This window comes from Terriglobus saanensis SP1PR4 (assembly GCF_000179915.2).
Classification (GTDB): Bacteria; Acidobacteriota; Terriglobia; order Terriglobales; family Acidobacteriaceae; genus Terriglobus; species Terriglobus saanensis.
The window spans coordinates 3,558,182-3,579,822 of sequence record NC_014963.1 but is presented as its reverse complement, the minus strand read 5'-3'; the positions used below and the strand labels follow the sequence as shown (position 1 = coordinate 3,579,822).

The 21,641-nt window shown below is 55.7% G+C and carries 21 protein-coding genes and 1 pseudogene; 9 read left to right on the top strand and 13 right to left on the bottom strand.

What is annotated here, in order from left to right; all coding sequences use genetic code 11:
• The first annotated feature begins 125 nt into the window (after nucleotides 1–125).
• The gene (locus ACIPR4_RS14310; RefSeq protein ID WP_222829235.1) at nucleotides 126–920 is read left to right on the top strand and encodes a Bcr/CflA family efflux MFS transporter; all 795 of its coding nucleotides are present in this window, start codon (nucleotides 126–128) and stop codon (nucleotides 918–920) included.
• Nucleotides 859–1,347, top strand: a complete 489-nt coding sequence (locus ACIPR4_RS22965; protein WP_222829234.1) for an MFS transporter — start codon at nucleotides 859–861, stop codon at nucleotides 1,345–1,347. Before ACIPR4_RS14310 ends, ACIPR4_RS22965 begins: the two co-directional genes overlap by 62 nt.
• A 170-nt stretch (nucleotides 1,348–1,517) precedes the next feature.
• On the opposite strand, the gene ACIPR4_RS14305 is transcribed toward ACIPR4_RS22965, so the two are convergent.
• Nucleotides 1,518–2,081, bottom strand: coding sequence for a YceI family protein (locus tag ACIPR4_RS14305; RefSeq protein ID WP_013569377.1), 564 nt, complete (start codon nucleotides 2,079–2,081; stop codon nucleotides 1,518–1,520).
• Between the two features lie 57 nt (nucleotides 2,082–2,138).
• Entirely contained in the window at nucleotides 2,139–3,308 is a 1,170-nt protein-coding gene (locus tag ACIPR4_RS14300) for an NAD(P)/FAD-dependent oxidoreductase (RefSeq protein ID WP_281046806.1), read from the bottom strand.
• 166 nt (nucleotides 3,309–3,474) lie between these two features.
• On the opposite strand from ACIPR4_RS14300, the gene ACIPR4_RS14295 reads away from it, so the two are divergent.
• Nucleotides 3,475–4,236: a hypothetical protein gene (locus tag ACIPR4_RS14295; RefSeq protein WP_049780942.1), complete on the top strand. Its 762-nt coding sequence runs from the start codon at nucleotides 3,475–3,477 to the stop codon at nucleotides 4,234–4,236.
• Between the two features lie 43 nt (nucleotides 4,237–4,279).
• On the opposite strand, the gene ACIPR4_RS14290 is transcribed toward ACIPR4_RS14295, so the two are convergent.
• The 4 genes from ACIPR4_RS14290 to ACIPR4_RS14275 are packed head-to-tail and all read right to left on the bottom strand — an operon-like array spanning nucleotide 4,280 to nucleotide 6,279.
• Nucleotides 4,280–4,909 carry a DUF2306 domain-containing protein gene (locus ACIPR4_RS14290; protein ID WP_013569374.1) on the bottom strand — a complete coding sequence of 210 codons (630 nt, stop codon included), beginning with the start codon at nucleotides 4,907–4,909 and terminating at the stop codon, nucleotides 4,280–4,282.
• Nucleotides 4,906–5,598, bottom strand: a complete 693-nt coding sequence (locus tag ACIPR4_RS14285; RefSeq protein WP_245536352.1) for a methyltransferase domain-containing protein — start codon at nucleotides 5,596–5,598, stop codon at nucleotides 4,906–4,908. Before ACIPR4_RS14285 ends, ACIPR4_RS14290 begins: the two co-directional genes overlap by 4 nt.
• 25 nt (nucleotides 5,599–5,623) lie before the next feature.
• On the bottom strand, nucleotides 5,624–5,869 hold the full coding sequence (locus ACIPR4_RS14280) for a hypothetical protein (RefSeq protein ID WP_013569372.1): 246 nt from the start codon (nucleotides 5,867–5,869) through the stop codon (nucleotides 5,624–5,626).
• 56 nt (nucleotides 5,870–5,925) lie between these two features.
• Nucleotides 5,926–6,279: a c-type cytochrome gene (locus ACIPR4_RS14275; protein ID WP_245536351.1), complete on the bottom strand. Its 354-nt coding sequence runs from the start codon at nucleotides 6,277–6,279 to the stop codon at nucleotides 5,926–5,928.
• Between the two features lie 565 nt (nucleotides 6,280–6,844).
• Here ACIPR4_RS14275 and ACIPR4_RS14270 point away from each other — a divergent pair.
• Genes ACIPR4_RS14270 through ACIPR4_RS14260 form a run of 3 tightly spaced genes read left to right on the top strand, consistent with a single transcriptional unit; the run spans nucleotide 6,845 to nucleotide 9,725 of the window.
• Nucleotides 6,845–7,519 (top strand): response regulator transcription factor, encoded by a 675-nt coding sequence (locus tag ACIPR4_RS14270; RefSeq protein WP_013569370.1) that lies wholly within the window; start codon nucleotides 6,845–6,847, stop codon nucleotides 7,517–7,519.
• The gene (locus ACIPR4_RS14265) at nucleotides 7,500–8,969 is read left to right on the top strand and encodes a sensor histidine kinase (protein ID WP_013569369.1); all 1,470 of its coding nucleotides are present in this window, start codon (nucleotides 7,500–7,502) and stop codon (nucleotides 8,967–8,969) included. Before ACIPR4_RS14270 ends, ACIPR4_RS14265 begins: the two co-directional genes overlap by 20 nt.
• A 57-nt stretch (nucleotides 8,970–9,026) precedes the next feature.
• A complete protein-coding gene (locus tag ACIPR4_RS14260; protein ID WP_013569368.1) occupies nucleotides 9,027–9,725 on the top strand; it encodes a VIT1/CCC1 transporter family protein in 699 nt (232 codons plus the stop codon).
• Nucleotides 9,726–10,453: 728 nt separating this feature from the next.
• On the opposite strand, the gene ACIPR4_RS22770 is transcribed toward ACIPR4_RS14260, so the two are convergent.
• Nucleotides 10,454–10,600 carry a hypothetical protein gene (locus ACIPR4_RS22770; protein ID WP_187290187.1) on the bottom strand — a complete coding sequence of 49 codons (147 nt, stop codon included), beginning with the start codon at nucleotides 10,598–10,600 and terminating at the stop codon, nucleotides 10,454–10,456.
• Nucleotides 10,588–10,755 (bottom strand): annotated as a pseudogene (locus ACIPR4_RS23540) (PepSY domain-containing protein); the annotation flags it as partial. The pseudogene ACIPR4_RS23540 and the gene ACIPR4_RS22770, both read right to left, overlap by 13 nt.
• A gap of 396 nt (nucleotides 10,756–11,151) precedes the next feature.
• Between ACIPR4_RS23540 and ACIPR4_RS14250 the strand changes: the two are divergent.
• Nucleotides 11,152–12,243 (top strand): two-component system sensor histidine kinase NtrB, encoded by a 1,092-nt coding sequence (locus ACIPR4_RS14250; RefSeq protein ID WP_013569366.1) that lies wholly within the window; start codon nucleotides 11,152–11,154, stop codon nucleotides 12,241–12,243.
• A gap of 323 nt (nucleotides 12,244–12,566) precedes the next feature.
• Here the strand turns inward: ACIPR4_RS14250 and ACIPR4_RS14245 are convergent, their stop codons facing one another.
• From ACIPR4_RS14245 to ACIPR4_RS14225, 5 genes are read right to left on the bottom strand one after another with little or no spacing between them, the layout of a single operon-like run.
• Nucleotides 12,567–13,019, bottom strand: coding sequence for a DMT family transporter (locus tag ACIPR4_RS14245; protein WP_013569364.1), 453 nt, complete (start codon nucleotides 13,017–13,019; stop codon nucleotides 12,567–12,569).
• Nucleotides 13,020–13,036: 17 nt separating this feature from the next.
• Nucleotides 13,037–14,341 carry an arsenic transporter gene (locus ACIPR4_RS14240; RefSeq protein WP_013569363.1) on the bottom strand — a complete coding sequence of 435 codons (1,305 nt, stop codon included), beginning with the start codon at nucleotides 14,339–14,341 and terminating at the stop codon, nucleotides 13,037–13,039.
• Nucleotides 14,341–15,483 (bottom strand): metallophosphoesterase family protein, encoded by a 1,143-nt coding sequence (locus tag ACIPR4_RS14235; RefSeq protein ID WP_013569362.1) that lies wholly within the window; start codon nucleotides 15,481–15,483, stop codon nucleotides 14,341–14,343. Before ACIPR4_RS14235 ends, ACIPR4_RS14240 begins: the two co-directional genes overlap by 1 nt.
• On the bottom strand, nucleotides 15,480–16,763 hold the full coding sequence (locus ACIPR4_RS14230; protein ID WP_013569361.1) for an MFS transporter: 1,284 nt from the start codon (nucleotides 16,761–16,763) through the stop codon (nucleotides 15,480–15,482). Before ACIPR4_RS14230 ends, ACIPR4_RS14235 begins: the two co-directional genes overlap by 4 nt.
• A gap of 20 nt (nucleotides 16,764–16,783) precedes the next feature.
• Nucleotides 16,784–17,359, bottom strand: coding sequence for a hypothetical protein (locus tag ACIPR4_RS14225; protein WP_013569360.1), 576 nt, complete (start codon nucleotides 17,357–17,359; stop codon nucleotides 16,784–16,786).
• 1,099 nt (nucleotides 17,360–18,458) lie between these two features.
• Between ACIPR4_RS14225 and ACIPR4_RS14210 the strand changes: the two genes are divergently transcribed.
• Complete coding sequence (locus ACIPR4_RS14210; protein ID WP_013569358.1) at nucleotides 18,459–20,126, top strand: sensor histidine kinase; 1,668 nt, start codon at nucleotides 18,459–18,461, stop codon at nucleotides 20,124–20,126.
• The gene (locus ACIPR4_RS14205) at nucleotides 20,119–21,525 is read left to right on the top strand and encodes a sigma-54-dependent transcriptional regulator (RefSeq protein ID WP_013569357.1); all 1,407 of its coding nucleotides are present in this window, start codon (nucleotides 20,119–20,121) and stop codon (nucleotides 21,523–21,525) included. Before ACIPR4_RS14210 ends, ACIPR4_RS14205 begins: the two co-directional genes overlap by 8 nt.
• Nucleotides 21,526–21,641: the final 116 nt, after the last annotated feature.

Below are 21,641 nucleotides of genomic sequence, written 5' to 3'. Positions count from 1 at the left end.
TTGCTTCAGTCCTCAATTCTTGAACCCAATCGCTCCCTTGAGGAGTCTGTTATCTGAGGCCTTCCGCCCCTTGCGGAACCCCCGCAAATCACACGGGATCGCTGTTAAAGGAGCAGATTCGCAGGATGGTGCAGTACAAACGCCGTAACACGTTAATCCTCATACTTCTTGGATCTCTTTGCGTTGTAACGCCCTTCGCAATCGACATGTATCTTCCAGCGTTCTCCACCATTGCCGCACAGTACAAGACTTCCACCGCAGCGATTTCGCTGACGCTCTCCACGTATTTAGTGGGCTTTGCACTCGGACAGATGATTTATGGCCCTCTTCTGGACCGCTTCGGCCGGAAGCCCCCGCTCTACGTCGGTCTCACTTTCTACATTCTTTCTTCCGTCGGTTGTGCTTCAGCTCCTACGCTCAAGCTATTCATTGCACTTCGCTTTCTCGAGGCGCTCGGAGGATGCGTTGCCCAGGTAGCCGCTGTCGCCATGGTTCGCGACTTTTTTCCTGTCAAGGAAAGCGCGCGCATCTTTTCGTTGCTCTTCCTGATGATCGGCGTCTCTCCTCTGGCAGCACCTACGGTTGGTAGTCTCCTGATGTCGGCTTTTGGCTGGCGCTGGATTTTTGTGACACTGGCTTTTATCGCTCTCGTTATCCTGACGGCGACGTTCTTCTTTCTACCCGAAGGCCACCAGCCGGACCATTCCATTTCCTTGCGGCCAAGAGCGTTGCTGGGTGGTTTCTGGGCCATCCTCAGTCAGCCGCAGTTTCTCATCTACGCTTGCTGGCGCGTTCTCCTTCGCCGGCCTGTTTGCCTACGTCGCAGGCTCGCCCATTATCTTCATGGACGGCTTCCACATGAGCACCAAGGCTTTCGGCATCGTCTTTGCCGTGCTCGTCATGGGCTTCATTGGTGGTAGTCAGGTGAACATCTTTCTTCTGCGCCGCTTCAACAGCCAGCAGATTTTCTTCTTCGCACTCATTCTTCAGGTGCTCATTGGCAGCATCTTTTTCGCCGGGATTGAAAGCCATCTCGTCGGCCTCAAAGCAACACTCGTACTTTTTTTTGTCTTCCTCTTCTGCATTGGCCTCACCTATCCGAACTCGGCTGCTTTGGCGCTTGCGCCGTTTTCGCAAAACGCCGGACGCGCCTCCGCACTGATGGGCTTCCTGCAAACAGGCACAGGCGCGCTTGTCTCCGTGGGCATTGGCACATTCGGTGCCAGTTCCATTGTCGCGCTGCTATCAGGCACAGCGGCCACTGCATTAGCCGTGCTGTTGCTGGGGCGTCCCTATATTGCGTCCATGGTTATGAACCACGACGCCGAAACTGTCGTCATGCACTGAAGTACCAACGTCTAAGCCTAGCGGTTTCAACAAAGAGTCGGCTGAGAACGATGTTGCAGTTGTAGGAGATGCAAGGAATTTCCGATGCTCGGCTATATTGGAAGATTGAGTGCAGAACACCGATAGCTAGAAGAAAATCCACGTATTCCTTTCCCAGATTCGTTCTTAGCCTACTTTGACACCGAACCGACTAAGCTCAGATCCACCGCAACGTCGTTCTCCGCCTTCCAAAAGAGAAAGCTCGGATTCCTGAGACCCCACTGAACATACGGAACAGCGAATTGAGCCTTTGCCGTTGCCGTGGATCCAACGATACGTATCTGCATTGGAACGGTAATGTCGTGTCCAGTGCCCAGCAATGTAAAGACCCCGCTCACCTGGATTGTGGAATCGCCCGAGGCTACAATCATTCCGCGATACGCTTTTGGCGCGAACGACACGGTGGTGAACTGGTCGACTTTGAGGATGTCCTTATTCATTTTCTTGTCGCGGCTGTCATTTCCCGTTTTTCCGCTGCCAGCTACAACAGTAACCAGACCTGAGATCTGGGTGATGGCGCGATCAAAACTGATCGACCCGGATTGGACGTGAAAGGTTCCATTCACAACCTCGTGGGTTGTGTTCAGTTTGATTCTGACCTCGCTCGCGTCCGGTGTAACGGTGAAGGTCTGGTGTTGGGCGAATGCGGCTGGAACCAGGCTGACCACGAGAGACATGATTCTGAAGAACTTCATTTCATTTCCCCTTTGAATGGCCGCTACTACCGACTATCGCTTCGGTCGCAGCTCACCTCAGCTTGCTAAGGCCTGTGGAAGAACAACCGCAGGCTGGGTTACGCGTGTGAGCCTAGCAGTCACGCGCATCGCTCCGGGCCACGCTCCCAAAACGAATGGCAAGATGGCGCGTGCGAATGGGTTGTTCAATCCATTTGCAGCAGCTTCCGCCAGCCACATCTGGGGAAGCATCGCCGACCGCAATTTCGCTTGAAACACTGGGGCGGACTCCGACGCGGTGAAGGCGGCGACAGCGCACCGAGCCGTATGCAGTGCGATAGATATGCCATCTCCGGTGAACGAGGGAATAACCGCGGCCTGATCTCCAATGCAGTAAAGCCCTTCGTCGGTTGTGCGGCGCAAGTAACCATACGGGATGTGCGTAATGGCTATAGGCTTATCGATCTGGGGTTCGGCGCCGGCGAGACGCATAGCAAGGTGGGGGCAGTCCTCTTGCATCCTCGCTATGAGTCCCTCCCAGCGCAGCCCCGCCTGTGCGAAATAATGCCGCTTGACCACGCAGCAAAAATTAGCAACGCCATCTTCGACAGGCTGGATACCACCGTAACCTCCGGAGTAGAGAGTCAACTCCGATGCTCCCTGCAAGTCGGCGGTTTGCGTAGGAGACAGTCGGTAGTACATCTTGAAGGCTACCCATTGGTGAGGATCCCTGGGCCGCCCGTGTCCACGGAGATCGTGCTTACCACTAGCGAGGAAGGCCGTTGGAGCTACGTAGCTGGTACCGTCTTCGAGCGTAGCCTGCCAGAGACCGGTGATCGTGCGGGTGAGCGACTTCACACTCCGGCCACGCAAGACTTGAACTCCCGCAGCGATAGCCTCGGCGATGAGCGCAGTATCGAGGGCTCTGCGTGTGAGTGAAGCCGCAAGAAACGGTAAGGGAGCCTCGGCGGCCCGTCTTGCCGCAGCTAGACGAACATAGCCCAGAGAAACAGCACCTAGCGTGGAAACGTCTATCCCAAGTCCATGAAGGTCCTCTAAGGCTTCTCCGCTCAAGAATTCTCCGCAGACCTTATGGCGTGGGGTCGCCTCACGTTCAATCAACGTGACAATTCTTCCTTTTCGAGCGAGTGCTATCGAGGCTGCACAGCCTGCCACTCCACCGCCGACTATAAGTACTTCGCTTTGCAACTCTATCTCTCCTGGCGCTTCGAGGACGCATTCATACACTCGCGATCCACGTGGTTTGTTTCGTGGACGGCTGTATGTAGTAGACGACTAGAAAACGCTTCGGCATGACATTCTGGCCGAATCGTCATTTTGGGCAGGATGAGCAGGTTTTGCTAACCCGTCTAATGATGAAGGACGGTGTGACTCGATGAGATGTAGTGACCTCTTGATCGTCGTGCTTGCGGTATTCGCCTTTGCGGCAAAGGCGATCGCGGAGTCCATCCCGGTGAGGCATAATCAAAAGCCTATGCACCGATTTATGGTGGCCCGCTCAGACGACGGAAAGACCATTGCGAGTGGTGAGTTCACGCAGGTTGTGCATGGCTCTCAAGTAATGATGCGTCTGACATATCGCTTTGGCGATGGCTCGATTGATGACGAGGAGACAACGTATACCCAAGGCGGAACGTTTCGGTTAGTGAGCAACCATCACCTACAGAAGGGCCCGTTCTTTACGAAGCCTGTCGACTTCACGGTGCACGCCGCCACAGGCACAGTAACCTTCAGATCCGTAGACAGAGATGGCAAGGTTCACGACCAAAGCAAGCACATGGCATTGCCGGCTGATTTGGCGAACGGCATGGTCGGTACTTTGTTACTCAATGTGCCGCATGATACGGCACCGTTTCGGGTGGGAATGCTAGCTGCAGTTGGAGGTGGTCGTTTAGTTCATCTCGAAGTTTCGCCACAGAGCGATCAGACGGTTCAGTTGGGAGGACAGACCTTCCAAGCGACAGTGTTTCGCGTTCATCCGGTGTTGGGGAGTATCGTGAGCCTGTTTGCCCGAATGATCGGGCTCCAGCCGAAAGATGTGACTGTCTGGGTCTTGGAGGGCGACGATCCTGCGGTGGCGGTAGTCATCGGACAGCTTGGGGGCTATGGGCCTGTTGTCAGTTCTGACCTGGTAGGAACTGACTTCGCGAAATAACGATGTCGCTTCTATCTCCATTCGAAACCGTGTCTTGCCCAAATCAGTCGCGACGGGTGGTGAGTTCGTGCCAGTTGAAACCAATATCGACAATGAGCAGGGAGGCAAGCGTGAAAGCGATCACTCCAACAGCGGAGAGTACGTCTCCGAGATGGCTCCAGTATCGCGGCCAGAGGTTGAGCACTCGACTAGAAACGAAGGTGAACGTGACCGCGTACGAGCGCGTCATCCACTGACGATGCTGCATGATCTGCCGATTGCGGGCGGTGATGAAAGCGGCGGTGGTGCAGACCATCCAAGCAGCAGCCTGCATGGACGTTCCGGGCAGACCCGGGCGACCTGCGGCGAGAGCAATTCCAGTAAATGAACCCACAAACACCGATACGACATACACGCGACCGAGGATGCGATGCAGTCCAAGTCGGCGCTGACGGAATCGCGAAGACAAGTTGATGGGGCCGATCACGAGAGCAAGGGTACCTGCGACCGTATGCGGAATGAGCAGGCCGCGGTCAGCAATCACCTGCAGCCGGTAGGCGTGGTACATCGGATAGTCGGTAATGAGAAGCAGTTCTGAAGTGATGAACACGAACAGCACTGTGATACCGAGCGAAATCCAGAGAACCGTCTTGAATCTCGAGCCGCCGGAACTCACGCGAACAAGTTGGCTCATAGTGGTTGACCTCCCTTCCATCGCCCCACACACAACCTTCCAGGCCGCCAATGCTCCAGCGTCATCGCCTCTTGCGGGACCTCAGCTTCGGCCAGCAGATGACTCCAGTCCTCACTTCGGAAGGCCCTTCGGAATGACACAGGCCCGTCATGTCGAACAATGGAGTGCCACCGGCCCCAGCTAAACATGCGATAACTCCACTCCGCTCGCTCTAGATCATTGATGAACCAACCTAGCTGCACCGTCGTCTCCATCCACCGGAGCAGAGCAACAATTTCTTCATTCTCCAGATGGTGGGTCATCAGCGAGCTAACGATCACATCGATCTTGTTCTCCGGACAGTACCGCATGGCATCGCCCGTCACCCATGAGATTCCGAGAGTTGCCGGGGTCGACTCCGCCGCTGCGCGCGCTGCATGAGGGTTCATGTCGATTCCCGTAAGCTTTGCGGCAACGCCCCACTTCTTGCACCAAATCGCAATTTCACGCAGCAGATCGCCGCCCCCGCTGCCCACATCAACGATGTGAATGGGTTCCCGCAGGTCGCGCGGTATCCCCTCCAGCCAAGCCAGTGTGGGCCGATACCCCAGGAACCAACGATTTACTCTTCCCAGACTGCGTAGGCAGTCACGGAATTCCTCATATGTACAAGGTCCATCCATCAACTCGGGCAGTTCACGTGGAGACACCCTCTGACTCAAATCGATCTTTGGTTTAGACCACATGAAAGCGCATCGTTTCTGCCGTCAGACCAGGTCCAAACGCCATCGCACACTCAGGTTCGATGTGAGGATTCAAAAACGAATGCCGGTGGGATATCTCCGACGGGCTCGCCATGCGACGAAAGACCGAGCGCAATCTGGGATCCTCCAGCATGTTCTCTGCAAAGACGACGAATGAGTCATACACCTCGTGCTCTGGTACAGCGGTTGCGATGCGGTTAATGTGAGCAGTCGTCATCTAAAGTAGGCCCTCAGCCGAAATGCGTGAACGCATTGACTCTTTTTTGCGGAGTTCTAATTCTTGAGTTTCTCTTGAGTGATTTCCGTCATGGGATGGTCGGCAGATTTCAGCAGCAGCGTGACGTCCCACATTTGCTCGGTACTCAGTATGTGTTGGAAAGCGGGCATCCCCGTGAGCCGGATGCCGTTTTTTACCTTCCAATACGTCTCGCCCGGCTCATCGTCGCTTACACCAACGACATTGCCCTTGGAATGCTTCTTGAAGAGCTGCGGTGCGCGCGGGTACATCCACTTTGTGTAATCCACGTCATGCCCGGGGAGACCGTGACACTGCGAACACTGCGCCTTATAGACGACGGCTCCCGCTTCGTAAGCTTGCTCGCTACCTTCGAAAGGGGGTGATTCCATCTCTCTCGCGATTCTTGCTCTCATCGGTACGTGAACAATTTGCGCCTCCATCGGAAACGATGGGTCCACTGCTGCGACCGGAGGATGCCCAAATCGCAAGTAAACGTCCGCACCGCCGAAAAGCACCACAACGGCCGCCGCGAAGCCTATTGCGATAAGACCAATCTGGCGACTCCGTGACATCGATCCTTCAGCCGTTTCTCTCATCGTTCTGCAAGACCTCAGAGTTATAAATCGCAAACGCCTGTCCGTATCGGGCTGCTAGTTCGCTTATAGAACATCCCTACGAGCGCAACGATGACGTTATGGTCAGTTTGGTAAGACCGGCTCTGAGCCGAGAACTCAAGCAAACACGGACAACCTCCGTTCTCAATAGCCAAGGCCTGTCATTCCCACGTGCTCAGTTCGTTAGACGGGAGAGCACATCGGTGATTGCACTCGGACGACTGACACTCGATTACGATTTGGTCAGATTGAGAGGAGACTTACCGATAAGTCGTGTGTGCAGAGTGCCATCTGCAACCGACGTTGTGCGGCACAGCGCCAGTTGGCTTACGATGCCCATATGCGACTCTTGCTGGTTGAGGACGAACTGGAGATTCAAGGCTTCGTCAAACAATCGTTGATTGATGCTGGGTGGGACGTGCAAACGGCTGACGATGCTACTTCGGCACTCGAGGAGGTGACGAAGCACGTCTTTGATGCCTTGATCATCGACCTTGGCCTACCTGACCTTGACGGAATCGACCTCATTCTGCGGCTTCGCAGATCAGGGATTAAGGCCCCTGTACTTATCCTTTCTGCGCGACGCTCGGTCGACGAACGCGTGAAGGGTCTCGAACTGGGTGGGGATGATTACCTTACAAAGCCGTTTGCCGCCGCTGAGCTCGTCGCTCGCATCCGCAATCTAGTTCGATTGGCATCGCAAAAGGAAAACATCAGCCATATTCGGATTCATGATCTGGAGATCGATGCCGTCAAACGTAGGGCGACTCGGAACGGGCAACTGCTAAACCTAACCCCGCAAGAGTTCTTACTGCTCGAATATCTCTGCCGCAACGCTGGTCGAGTGGTTACACGTTCAATGCTGCTTGCCGAGGTTTGGGGTATGCAGTTTCAACCCGACACGAACATGGTCGACGTCCATATGTATCGGCTCCGCGGAAAAATTGATCCTGAAGGTTCGGAGTCACGCATCAAGACTCTACGAGGTGTTGGGTATGTCTTCCAGACGCACTAGATCGCTGATTCATAGCGAGGCTTGGGGTATCTCCCTGTGGGCCACGCTCGCATTTGCAATCGGATCGTTGCTCGTCTTCTGGGGCTTGCAGAATTTTGTAGCCAAAGACATTCAACGCAGAAGCGATACCTGGCTATCCGGAGAAGTTGAAGTGCTCGGGGATGTCGCTGGCCGGACCCCTAAGGACCGACTCTACGACAAGGTCGTTAGAGAAGTTGCTGAACTGGCTAGCCGCGAAGTGCCTAATCGAGATCGGTCTTCTGGCAACGGAAGTGATTCCGTCTTCTTCCTGCAGGTTGGCACGGGTGGTGACGATGCTCTCTGGGTGGGAACCGAAGATAGAGCGTCCGCCGTCGCGGCAATACGATCGGTTCCTGCACGAGGCGACTCCCCTTACGACGTTCGGATCAGAGGTTTTGCGACTCCGTTTCGTGTTGCGAGCGTAAAGATAGCGGACGGCAGTTACATCTATCTAGGCCTCTCTGAGAGGGATGAACTCCGCGTCCTCAGGAATCTAAGACTGCGGTTCCTCGCGCTGTGGCTCGTCATCGTTCTGCTCGGTTTCCTCGTTGTGTTTTATGCGACATGGAGGATGCTCCGAAAGGTAGACAACATAGCAGTCGTTGCAGCTCATATCGGACGGGCCGACTTGAGCAGCCGAGTTCCTGCTCCAGAAGAAAAAGGCGAAATCGGACGCCTCGCACGCACTCTGAATCAAATGCTTGACCACATCGAAGCGACGGTAGGCCAACTACATACCATTACCGACGCTCTCGCGCATGATTTGCGGAGTCCTCTCACAGCCATACGCGGCAAGTTGGAAGCTGCATTGTTGCCTGGTGCATCCACCGATCCGACGGAACGAATCGTCTCCGCTATCGAGGAGTTAGACCGCCTGAACAACTTCCTGAACACAACCCTTGATGTGTCAGAAGCGAAGGCTGATGCACTGAGGGTTTCGCCTGCCGAAATAGATCTCGCAAGCTTGGTCGGCGCAATCGCAGATTTCTTCGAGCCGAGCTTTAGCGAACGCGGGTGTTCGCTCCAGGTCCGCATCATGGAAGCTGTTTACGTATCAGCGGACGCGGCCCTCCTGCATCGAGTGATTGCGAATCTCTTGGACAACGAAATCAAGCATCTTCCACCCTCCAGAACGGTATGGGTGTCTGTTCAAGCAGCTCGCGAGGTGGCGCTTCTTATTATCGAAGACGACGGTCCTGGGTTCGATTCGGATGTTCTTCCTCATCTTTTTGAACGTCGAGTGAAGGGCAAGAACTCACGCGGTCATGGTTTGGGTCTCGCATTTGTGCGGGCGGTGGTTCGTGTTCATGGAGGATCGGTCGAAGCCGCGAACCGTGAGGGCGGCGGAATCCGTATTACGGTATCCCTCCCCTCACTGGAGAGTCATGGATCTTCGGAGCTCGCCGTCGCTGCCCTGGTCGGCCAATAGTTTCAAGGCCCCTGCGCTATCGCGACGTTTCTCGTCGGTCCGTACACAGGAGATGAAATGACTCGTGGACATCATGAACACCACAAGAACGACAGAATCGGGTGGTTGCGCGCTGCCGTCTTGGGCGCCAACGACGGTGTCATTTCTGTTTCCAGCATCATGCTTGGCGTTACCAGTGCGCACGCATCGCACAGCAGCATTCTCCTTTCGGGAATCGCGGGCCTTACGGCCGGCGCGATGTCAATGGCTGCTGGGGAATACGTTTCTGTCCACTCCCAGGCTGATACGGAGGCCGCCGAACGTGCGAGGGAAGAATCAGAATTGGCTGCGTATCCTGATGCCGAACACGAAGAACTCGCACAAATCTATGTCCGCCGAGGCCTCGATCACGGTTTGGCCACCCAGGTCGCAAGTGCGCTTATGCGGCACGATTCGATTGGCGCGCACCTTCGGGACGAGCTCGGCATCACAGAAGAAACGAACGCACAGCCAGTTCAAGCTGCGCTCGCCTCTGCTGCCAGTTTCACTGCTGGAGCGGCGCTTCCTCTTTGTATCGCCTTACTGGTTCCTGAGTCCCACGCGGCTACTTTCATCGTCCTTGGATCGCTGCTCACGCTTGCCCTATTAGGGGGGTTAGCCTCGTACGTGGGCGGAGCTTCCATCTGGAAGGGCTCTTTAAGAGTCACATTCTGGGGAGCGTTTGCGATGGCAGTAACCGCCGGAATAGGAGCTGCGATGGGTAGGAGAGGGCTGTGACGGCTTGCGGGCAAGGCTTGGGGAAACGTCCGTTGATTGGTTGGACTCGGCACGTCGAAGGTCCCAAAATCCCAGTCTTCATGGCATCCCAGCACCGCATCTTCCAGATGCGGCCAATCCTCAATCTTGACGTACGAAACGCATTCTTGATCCGTAACATAATCGCGGCTAATCGAGTTGGGGTGGAGTGTCTCAGGGTGCTGGATGACCCACTCTTGTAAGCGTTCTTCTGTGCATTGAAGTTTTAGAAGGATATTACCGGTACGTCCTGCGAATCTTCTGGATTTTGGGTCATTAAGAGCGGAGCCTTGCCTTAAAGAGGCCCCCTTGTTGATATCTGTTCATTTGCTCTCCTTTGCGATTTCGAATTTCTTCTAAGCGGAGCTCCTGGGCTGTGAAAACGATGAACGAAGCTACCCAGATTACCGGAAACACACAATGATGAACGATCGTTGAAGCTGACATCCTTTTGTCTCCGGGAAAGTGCCGGCTGCTCGGGCGTGGAGACGCAGGCGCGGTTGGAGTGCACGCGCAAAGGGCACGTTCAAAAAGGCACACTCAATCGGAGATCAGATTCGGAAGGAATCAAAGGGGAGTAATGAAGATGCTGCGAAAAGACCTCGATTCAAGTGAGAGATTCTCATCAGGCGGTTTCGAAAGGGTTGATTCGTAACAAGAGATAAATGAGCAAGGTTCGTGCGTCCAAGAGCAGGCACATAGGATGGGCGCTAGGGCGACGAAGCCAGACCGAGCCAACGGCTCGCAGCAGGGATACGGGACAACAGAAGACTTTCCAACAGAATCACGGCAATCAGGGAGACGGCCATCGCCGGAAGATAAAGCGCTAGGGCAAGAACACTTGCTATGAGAGGCACGGGCAGCGTGGCTTCCCGACCGGTATAGGAGCACCGAGGACACTAACCTGCCTGCGCCTCCACCAGAGGATAACTGCGCTCACGCTCAGTAAAACGAGGCCCATGGCGGTTGTGAGTCCGAGCAGCTGATTGAAGAGGCCAAAGAGCTGGCCCTCATGCGCAGCGACCCTACTCCGACCATGCGATCCAAAAGTAAACGCTGGTTGAAGTTCTGGCGGCTTACGATCGTCCCACTCTGCGAATCTGCCTGAAGCACGTCGCGAAGCGTACGGTTACTGCCTGCGGCGCTGTTTGTGATGTGCCAAATGGTATAGACAAATCCTCGGCGTTTGGGGTTCCTTTCAAAGTCCTCCAGAGACACCGAACAACAAGGTGCTCCTATATGGCATCTATCTGATTACACGCACGAGAGTTGGCGGTCATCCGAAGTCAGGAAGTGCTGAAGCGGAAAGCTGCCTGCAAAGTGTGCCATCCGACAGAACGACGAACGACTGGCGGTTTTGGCGAAGTCCCGAGGTACCGCACAAAATCTTAGAATCTGCCAGGACCCCGTGAAAATCGAAGAAACGCTGCAACTGGCTGCGGAGACAGCTGGTGTCGGTACCTGGCACCTGACACTTCCAGAGAATGAACTCCGCAGTTCGCCCAGATGTAGAGAGATCTTCGGTCTCTCTGCTGACGCTGCTTTCCGCTACGAAGACTTTCTATCAGCCGTACACCCTGATGATCGCGCTCTGGTCGAGGCTATGGTCGAGCACGCCCTTGATCCAAAAGGAACAGGGTTGTACGAGCTGGACTACCGTGTCCTCTACCCAGACGGCACCGTTCGTTGGGTTGGAGGCAAAGGCAAAGCTTTCTTTGAGGAGCAGAACGGGCAACGAGTGGCCACACGATTCATCGGTACTGTGCTTGATCGAACAGAGCGTCGGAAGATCCAAGACGCGCTCATCGAAGCTGAAAAGCTTGCCGTCACGGGACGTCTGGCCGCATCCATTGCTCACGAGATTAGAAATCCGGTAGACGCTGTCATGAGTCTCCTCTACCTCATTCGCTCGGAATCCTCGGAGACAAAGCGTTCGGAGTACATCGAACAAGCTGAGGGTGAGCTGAGTCGGGTGGCGGAAATTGCCACGAACACGCTTCGGTTCTACCAGGACCCGGCTGGCCTTACGACATTCGACTTGGCCGATCTTGCAGACACAGTACTCAATCTCTTTCGCGGACGCATCAGCACCTCGCGAGTGAAAGTCCAGGCGGAGCTGCCTCGCGGTGTTTTCGTCTCCGCGCCGCAGGGAGAGTTGCGGCAGGTGGTCGCGAATCTCGTAGGTAATGCATTGGATGCCATGCCAACCGGTGGCCGTCTCATCCTTCGCATCCGGAAGTTCGTGAACAGCCGAACGGGTAAGCAATGTGTTCGTCTGACCGTTGCGGATACGGGTATTGGGATGAGCCCTGAAGTTCTGGCTCGAGTATTCGAAGCCTTTTATACAACCAAGGGCGCGGCGGGCAACGGTCTTGGACTTTGGCTCAGTCTTGAGATTCTCAAGAGGTGCGGTTCGTCAATGCAAGTGAGAAGTGCCGTAGGACGCGGCACGGTCTTCGAGCTCTCCCTTGAAGGGGCTGAGCCCAAGATTCGCTCTTAGGGTATGTTTACTGGCAGAGGGGTCGGATGGAATACCTTATCATCCGCCCGACCGATGGCACGTCTGGATGTTCGACCTCTCGCACGATTCACGGCCCCGAAATGGGCCATTGGTTTTTGGATTGCCGCCGCAACAACTAAGATGGTGTCGTAAACGACCTCAGCCAGCAGGTTTCGTGGCAACTCGTTCCGCCCTTCCTACACGTCCCCTCTGCTGCGTGCAGCATCGAAGGCGATATTCGCGTATCTACCTTTGAGTCGGTCACTAACTCCGCTCCACCCGTGACTACCGGTTTTGGCCAGCCAGGCCCGACATAGAGCGCCTCAGAATCTGGCGATGAGGCTGATGCCGCCAACCAAGAGAACGCCGCCTATGATACGGCCGGCGTTCAGCGGGTGAGGCTGCATCCTGAACCAGCCGTAGTGATCGATCAACAGTGACGTAATAAGGGCGGCAGTCACGGTAAAGCCAACAAACGGCCCAGCGCCAACCTTATTAACGAACGTGAGACCTGCATAGACCTGTACTGCTCCGACGAGACCTCCGACGACTGCCCACCAGGGTAATTCAGCCAAATCTTTCTGTGTGGGCAGCGGTTGGGGATGAATCAGCGTAGCGCCTGCAAAAAAGAAGGTTATGAGCGCAAAGGAAATAGCCGAAGCAAGCCACGGGTTCACGACATGCTTGTTGAGTTGACCGTTCATGGCCGCTCCGCAACTCTGTAGCGCACCTCCGATGATGATGAAAGGGATAATCCATCCGGCGTTCGCATCCATGAGACTCTCCTCCATGTTTAGCGTTGCCCAATCAGTATGTTCATCAGGATTGCTCCGCCGAGTGCGGCAAACAGCGCGACAGGCATTGCCACCGCACCGACCTTCAAGAACTTCCAGAAGCTCACGTCGAGCTTCTCTCCGCCTGTGTTTTCGTCCGAGTCTTTGCGAAGTGCAAGCAGCCAAAGAATCGTAGCCAGCGAACCGGTGACGGAGAGATTCGGCCCGAGGTCTACGCCGATCAGAACGGCATTAGCCATCAACCCCTTCGTATGAGCGGCCTGGATAGTGCCGCCCGCGATTAATCCCAGCGGCAGGTTGTTCACGATGTTGTTCGCTATTCCGACGACGAAGCCGACGACCAGCGCGCCAAGGTTCTGCCCCAGATGGGATGCCCAGGCGAGCCACTGCCGGGTCAGGTTCAAAGCTCCTTGACTCTCGACCGCATCGACCATGACGAACAAACCGGCGACGAGCAGCAGTGTCGCCCAACTAATCTCGCGTGCAAGCTTGATGGGATTGCTTTTTGTCTTGATGGAGACCACAGCAGTAATCACAAGCGCAGCGAGGCATGTCGGTAGACCCAGATCCTTCTTCAAGGCGGAGGCCGTCAGGAGGACCACAATCATCAGGGCTAGACCAGCAAGAACCAGCTTGCCGTTGCCGGTCAGCTCTATATCCTCGACCTCGCATTCGATGCTCTTGCAGAGATCGTCTCGGAACAGAAAGCGCATGATGAAAAATGTCACAAGGATTGAAAGCACTGATGGAATGCCGAAGTCTGCGAGCCATGTGCCGAGCGGGGGCATACCCGTATGAAAGACCACCAGGTTTGCCGGGTTTGAGATGGGGAGTACGAAGCTCGCAGCGTTTGCGATCAAGGCACACACAAACAGGTATGGAAGTGGCGAGACCTTCGCCTTACGCACTGCCGTCAGAATCGCCGGCGTCAAAACGACTGCGGTAGCGTCGTTCGACATGAAGATGGTCACTAACGTCCCCACTCCATAGACAAGAAGGAACAGACGTGAGCAGCTTCCCTGAGCCCCGCGAACCGCTACGGATGCGACCCAGTCGAAGACACCCTGTTCCCTCGCAAGTTCGCTGAGGAGCATCATGCCGATGAGAAACAGGTAAACGTCGCTGCCCTTGGCTACCGCCTGCCCAGCTAACTTCAGCGGCACAAGATGCAGAACGATCAGCAGCAGCGCTCCGCCGGAGATCCACCAGACTTCGGGAATCCCGCGCGGACGCGACAACATCAGAGCGATGCTGACGGCGACAATTAGAGGCAGTACAACGTGAGCAATCTCTATCGGAATCATCACCACTTCTTTCCGTTCTTGTTCGGTCCGAGTTGGGTTCCGAGCAGCCCATGTTCCGGCCAAGCCTCCAGTGCGTTGTCTTGATCGCGCTGCTCGGACTCCCGTTCCGTGCGCTGTCCCACAGCGAGACGAATCTTGTCGCTCGCGAACTTTCCGTGCGCATCTTTGAAGGACACCTTCAATGGGTGGATTCCTTCATGGGGCGTCAGCACTTCAGCCTCCCAAACGTGACTGTCGTTTACGCGCTTCATCGGGTGCGCCCGCCCGTCCAGATGTGCGGTAGCTTCTATGGCTTCGGCCTCGCTCCAGAACTTCGCTCGAACCTTCAACGTTTCTTGCGGTATCTCACTGGACTTTGTCAGAAGCCGCTCATCACTCGGCGAAGTAATGATGACAACGGGCAATTTGCCCAGCTCTATAAATCGCCAACTCACTACGTTGCCGTCGATGTTGGTGACTGAATAGCCGACTGTCCCCTCTTCGATCTGCCCCGTGGAACGTGTGGCGAAGTAGAGGGTCCGGCCATCGTTGGCGATCTCGTTGTAGTGCGTGTGGCCCATATCGATCAAACGTACATCGTATTCACGGACGAGACGGCTCACCTCTTCTCCGCCAACCTTCAGATCGCTGGGGTAACAGTGCAACAAGATAACTTTGGCCTGGCCTTTCTTCGTCGCCAGTTTCAACTCCTCCTCTGCCCACCGCAGTTGTTCTTCCGACACAGTGAACGAAGGAGGCTCAGGCACATCGAAGGCATTCATCGCCAAGAACCGCGTTTCTCCTACCGTAAAGGCATAGTGGGTTTGCTCGGACATCGCTTCCTTGAAGTTTGCGAAGCTCTTTTCATGGACATCGTGGTCGCCAATGATGGCACACCACGATACCTCCAGGCTGTCGAGCTCGCCGCGCACGACTGCATAGGCAGAGCGGCTACCGTCGTCGGCCACGTCTCCAGGCAGGAAGACGAAACTTACAGAGTCGGCGAAGGCTTGATTGACCTCATCCACGATTCCCGCTAGGTCGAGGAGGTTTTGCTCACCAACCTTCGTCATGTGGAGATCGCCAAAGTGGACCCAACTAACGACACCGGCAGGGTCGGGCGGTTGTGGTTGAAAAAGACGTTTGGGTGCGAGCGTATTCATGCTGGAAGCTCCTGGGGACTAATTGGGGCGGATGTGTTTTTATTTGGTTCGTTCGCGCTCGTAAGCGTTTCGGGAATCGCGGTCCACAGCAGGACAAACGCGAGGGCGGCGATAGCTCCCAGAGATAGGAAAGAGATGCGGTAGCTGAAGTGCTGAATGAGTTTCCCGCCAAACGTCGTACTGAGAGCTGCGCCAAGCCCGACCGCTGTTGCGAGACTACCTTGAACGAGATTGAACCGGCCTGTGGCACGAGTTCGATCCGCCACAACGAGGATCGACACCACTCCAAAGATGGCATTCGCCACCCCGTCCAGCAGTTGAATAGCGATCAGGCTCTCCGTGTTGTGGGTCAAGGTGTATAGAAGCGCGCGGACGGGAAGGACGCCAAAGCCGACCATCAGCAACGGCTTCCGGCCATGCAGGTTGGCGAATCGTCCGATAGCTGGGGCGAAGCACATGATGACAACCTGCGTGACGATGATGCAGGCCGACATGAACGGAGCAGCGCTTGCCCGCGAACCATGAGAAAGCATCTCGCCGAGTTGCGGCAACATCGCCGCATTCGCAAAGTGGAATAAGAAAGCGCAGGCGAGAAAGATCAAGAGAGTTCGGTCTCCAAGAAGTGTTTTCATCACGGAGACTCTCGCAGCGACTTCCTTACCGTCTACCTGAATGGCTCCGCCACGGGCGAGGTCATAGTCGATATCCTTGCTGCTGATTGCTCGAATCGCGAGCACAGTGGGAATGGTCAGTACTGCAGCCGTGATGAAGATGGCTCGGTTTCCGAAAAAGTGACTCATGCCTGCAATCAGAAGCGCACACACCACGTTGCCCGCCGAGTTGAAGGACTGGTTTTTCCCAAACTGGCGATCAAAGAACGTCATGCCCACAATTCCCATCGTGACCGCCGCGAGTGTCGGTCCCAGGAATGGCCCCGCGCCTCCGATCAGGACCTGGGACGTGTATACGGCCCAAGGTGCAGCCGTGATACTGAGCAGGACAGCTCCTACCGCGAGCACAGCAGAGGCAAGTACGAGGATCAGTCTCTTCGATCTGAGTTGATCGACAATCGCGCCAGCCGGAGCCTGTAGAACAACTGTGATACTGCCGCCGATGGTCAACGCCATGCCGACCCGCCCCGGTTCCCAACCGGCTCCCGCCAGGTAGGCAGCGAGAAATGGCCCAAGGCCGGTTTGCACGTCGGCTAGAAAGAAGTTCGTCGCCTCCAGGGCGTGAACACTTCGTTTCTTGCCGGGATCGATTTCCGTAGAGTTGACCATTCGTAGCAACTTTCTCGGAACTAAGCGCTCTTGAGTTGAAGGTTCTTGTGGCCTCTCTCAAGCTTGAGAGGACCATACTGCTTCACATGAGCAAGAGCTTCCGCGGCGCGCGCAAACTCAAGTCCTTGGTGGTAAGCGCGAACCTTGAACGCTTTGGTAGCGCTGTCGCGGGAGCTTTGATATATCCCGGTCAGGATGCTGGAGTGTTGCTCTTCTTCCTCCCAGTGCTCATCTGCCCTTTGCATCAACTCATCGAACTGTTCCGTGATGGACTCTTTGAGTTCGGCGGATACGCGAACGATCCCAGAGCCATCGTCAGCCAGAACCGTGAAACTGAGATGCTCCGATGCTCGGAGCAGATCGGCAGCGTATTTGCTGTGTCCGTCTTTGATTGCCCGCTGAGCTAACTCGGTCAGTTCGGCAACGGCATCCGTCGCAGACGACTTTGAGCTTTGTCGGAGCACTGCTACCCGGCCCATGTGCTCATAAGCGCGGCGTAGGTCGTTTGCCTGGTGATGCTTATCGTGGTGATGACCAGCAGTTTTCTTGGCGGCCTTCTTCGCAGCTTTCTTCACTGCCTTCTTCGGAGGTGGCATAAAGCAGTCCTCTCTTTCTCTTGGTACAGAGTTCGATGCCGTTGGGGTTCGGCTCATCGAACAGGCAGCTCTATTTATCACAAACTGGTCGTTATAGCTCCCGAGCGGATACGTGGGCATAGAGTGCCCGCGCATCCGGTCAAGATTGGGATAGAGCGCAAATCAGAGGCAGTCTCAGTTTTGAGGCGGCGGTGGAGGAGCCATTCCGTCCGGCGGCGGGGGTGGTGCTGCTCCGCTCGGCGGCGGCGGAGGTCCGTCTGGGCCTGTCGGTGGAGGAGGGGTATCAAGAGTCGCTCCACAAGGTGCGGGTGAGGCGGCTCTGTTTCTGCGTCGAGGTGCGGGTGCGGGAGGTGCCAGCGGTACTGCCGGTGGGGGTGGTGCCACCCCTTCAGCCAGTGGCCCTGGAGCTGGCGCATTTGCTGAAAAGGTTTGATCGTTCAGCCGGATGCTTGCCGCTTCGACTAAAGATGGTCCATTGATCTCTGACTTCGTACCGGTCACTGTTATCTTTTCGCCCTTTCGGACGGCGGTGCCAACCTGCCCGCCGAGTCCGGGTGCCAGATGAACGACACTGCCGTTTTGGAGGTACAAACTGCGTACCTCTCCGCTGGAACCAGCGTTGAAAGCGCGGACGCGAGAGGATTGGGTGACCATGGAGAGTTGCGGTGGGATAGGCGCAGACGCAGCAGCCGATGGAACAGCCGGAGGTGTTGGTGGTGCGGGAGCCGGGCTCTGTGCAAATGCCACAGAGCTCAATGCGAGCGCGAGAGTTGTGATTCTTAGAGAAGATGGAATGTGCATTGGCAATACCTCTACCCGTCATAAGGCAAGCGGCATGCCATTCCTCGAAACCGCCGAAGTCTCGTAATCGCTATACGTTTCGGAGATCAGAAGCTTTAGGAGCCCCCGGCCTGACCGCAATTCGCTCATACGCTGTGCTGATTGTGTACAGATCGTTCGCGATAGCGCAGGCTCGTAGTATCTGATCTCCATAACAACTGCCAAGATCGGCATGATTCCGGTTGGCGGGTAAGTTGCATACCATAACGACAGCGACTTGATAGAAGTTCAAAGAAGCACGACGAGAGAGAGGAGCCGAATGCCGAAGATCTTTTGGAGAAGTCTTCGCTCCCGCATCCTGTTGCTCGTGGTTCTAACGTTTCTCTTCCTGACGGCCGCTGCCATCAGTTTGTTTACGTTTCTCCGCAATCGCCATGCGGAAACGCTCTCCCTCACCGAGCATCATCTTGTCAGCGTGGCTGCCAGTCTCGCGCGAAACTATGCCGACCGTCGGACCCCGGATAATTCTCTCCGAACGATCAAGCCGGGGCCGCCACCGCCTCCTCCCCTTCCTCCTGCTCCTCCGGTACCACCGCACCCTGAGCGCGACGGACCACCGCATCCAAAACCTGATCTCCTCAAAGGGCTCACGGCAGAAACATTGCAGCACGAGGACGGCGTAGAGGGGGGCTTCTACGCGGCCAGAGCTGATGCGCTGATTGGATACGCCTTCCCAACCCACGAGGGGCCAGGGGCGGAGAAGGGTATGCCGGAGCGAGAACGTCCTACCATCGAGAATCTTGCGCGAGAAGCGGTAACGGCAAACGCTACCAAGACCTTTCGCTTTGAGGGGCCGCATGATGCCATTCTCTTTGTAGCGGCTCCCATCCATGAGCCGTCACGGACAGATGAGACCGTCAAGGCTAGCGAGGAAGTTACTGGCGCTGCCTGGCTCATGGAGCGTCTCCCCGGAATCGAGGGCGGACAGAATCGAGAACTACTCTATGGAAGCGTTGGGTTTGGCATCGCTGCATTGATTACTGCGTTACTTGCTGTGTTCGTGACGACGGAGATTCGGAGTGGAGTCAATATTGTTCTCCAACGGCTTGGTTCGATGGAGGGTGGCTTGCCGGCCGCGAGTCAGCAGATGCAGGGCCGTCCGCCGCTGGAGGAATTTGATCGCGTCCTGCACGGTATCGACTCATTGGCGCTCGCTTTACAGGAAAAGATCGAGAACGAGCGGACGCTTGAATCTCAGGTCCGCCACAATGAACGACTGTCTGCACTGGGCCAGTTCGCCGCTGGCATCGCGCATGAACTCCGAAATCCGCTTGGAACGATCAGAATGCGGACGCAGATGTGGCAGCGATCCACTGATGCGGAAGCGGCTAAACGAAGCAGCGCCGTGATCCTCGAAGAGATCGACCGTCTGGACACAATCATTCGCCGCCTCCTTTATTTCGCCAGACCGATCCAGCTTCAACTTCAGCCCGTCTCGCTTGATGATCTATGCGCGGTTACGGCCTCGACATGGGCGGAAAAAGAAACGGCAAAAGGTATCCAGATTATCTGCAAGGCAACGTCCCACAGCGTAGTTCTGGCAGACCGAGGCCGACTGTTGCAGGTGCTCGACAACCTTATGGATAACGCCTTCCATTCGGCATCGCAATCCACCGCGCAAGGTGGAAGCGTAATGATCAGCACGGCACTTGATGCTGACTTCGCCCAAATAGACATCATGGACAACGGGCGAGGATTTACGCCAGCAGCCTTGCGTCATGCGATGGACGCATTCTACACCACGAAAGACACGGGAACAGGACTCGGACTTTCCATCTCGTTTGAGATAGTGCAGGCTCACGGAGGCGAATTACTTCTCGCCAACTGCGAGGGCGGCGGAGCCGTAGCTTCCCTCCAACTGCCATTGGATTGCAATGATCGGGATACCCTAAGAATTGCGGAACAAGAGGCCGGACAAGATGTTTGAAGTGCTCATCGTGGATGACGATCATAACTTTCGAGAGACGCTACGGGAACTGCTGTCGGATGCGGGATACCTAACCCGCATTGCGACGAACGCAGAAGAAGGGATCGCCTTGCTTCAGACTACGACTCCCAACCTTACGCTCTGCGATTGGAAGATGCCCGGCGGAGGAGGGGAGCAGTTTCTCAAGAGCCTCCAATCCGAAGGGTTGTTGACCACCATGCCTGTCATCATCCTCACTGCCCACGGCACGGGGCCGAATGCAATGCAGGCGATGCAGCTTGGCGCCTATGACTTCATTACAAAGCCTCTCGACATTGACTTGGCCCTCGCCACCGTCGCACGCGCAATCCGGCACATGGAATTGCAGCGCGAGGTCGAACTCCTAAGACAGCAGAGGTTCAGAGATCGCTCTCTTAAAAACCTCAATGAATCTGAGGAGGAGTCGAAGCCTCAGCTCATCGGCAACTCGCCGGCGTGGATTGAGGTCTTTAAGAACATCGGCAGAGTCGCCGCTACCGACGTGGGAGTTTTGTTACTGGGAGAATCAGGCACTGGCAAAGAAGTCGTTGCCCGCGCGATCCATCAAAATAGCGCCAGAAGCCGTCGATCCTTGATCATTCTCAACTGTGCAGCCTTACCTCCCGAACTGCTGGAGTCTGAGCTCTTCGGACACGAACGCGGTGCCTTTACCGGAGCGATGGCCCAGAAACGCGGGAAGTTTGAAGCCGCCGATGGAGGCACAATCTTCTTGGATGAGATCGGAGAGCTACCGCTGTCGCTTCAACCGAAGCTCTTGCGTGTTCTACAGGAGCACACCTTCGAGCGGGTTGGTGGAACGGCCTCCATCCATGCCGATGTCAGGGTGATTGCTGCTACAAATCGTCCGCTGGAAGATGATGTCGAGCAGAAGACTTTTCGTGCTGATCTGTTTTATCGTCTGAATGCCTTTACGGTCCGGCTCCCGCCACTTCGAGAGCGCCAGTCCGACATACTTCCATTGGCGGAGTATTTCCTTGCGCGCTACGCTCAACGAAATCAACTCGCCTTGACTGGCCTTACTGCCGATGCCATCGTAGCCCTGCAAAACTATTCCTTTCCAGGCAATGTGCGGGAACTGGAGCATCTGATCGAACGAGCTGCCGTCAAAGCCGGCGGACGCGCCATTACAGCCGAACAGATCCAGGAAGAGTTAGCGAAAGAGAAGGGTGCCGGACCAGGTGTGTTTGATACTCAAGCCGCAGTCGCACTGCCATTCCATGATGCAGTAGCAAGTTGGGAGCGCCATCTCATCAATCTGGCGCTGAAGGCCTCTCACGGCAACAAGTCAGACGCTGCTCGCAGGCTGGGAATCCATCGTCGACTTCTCTACGAGAAGTTAACGCAGTTTGGACTGGTATAGCCAGTCAGCGCATCATCTTTAAGGTTTTTTATCTGGAGCTTCGGCATCCTATCGTTCGGCCTTCCGCTGTTGGGCGTGATGCACCATTTTGGCCGAACCACTTCCTGCAATATCAG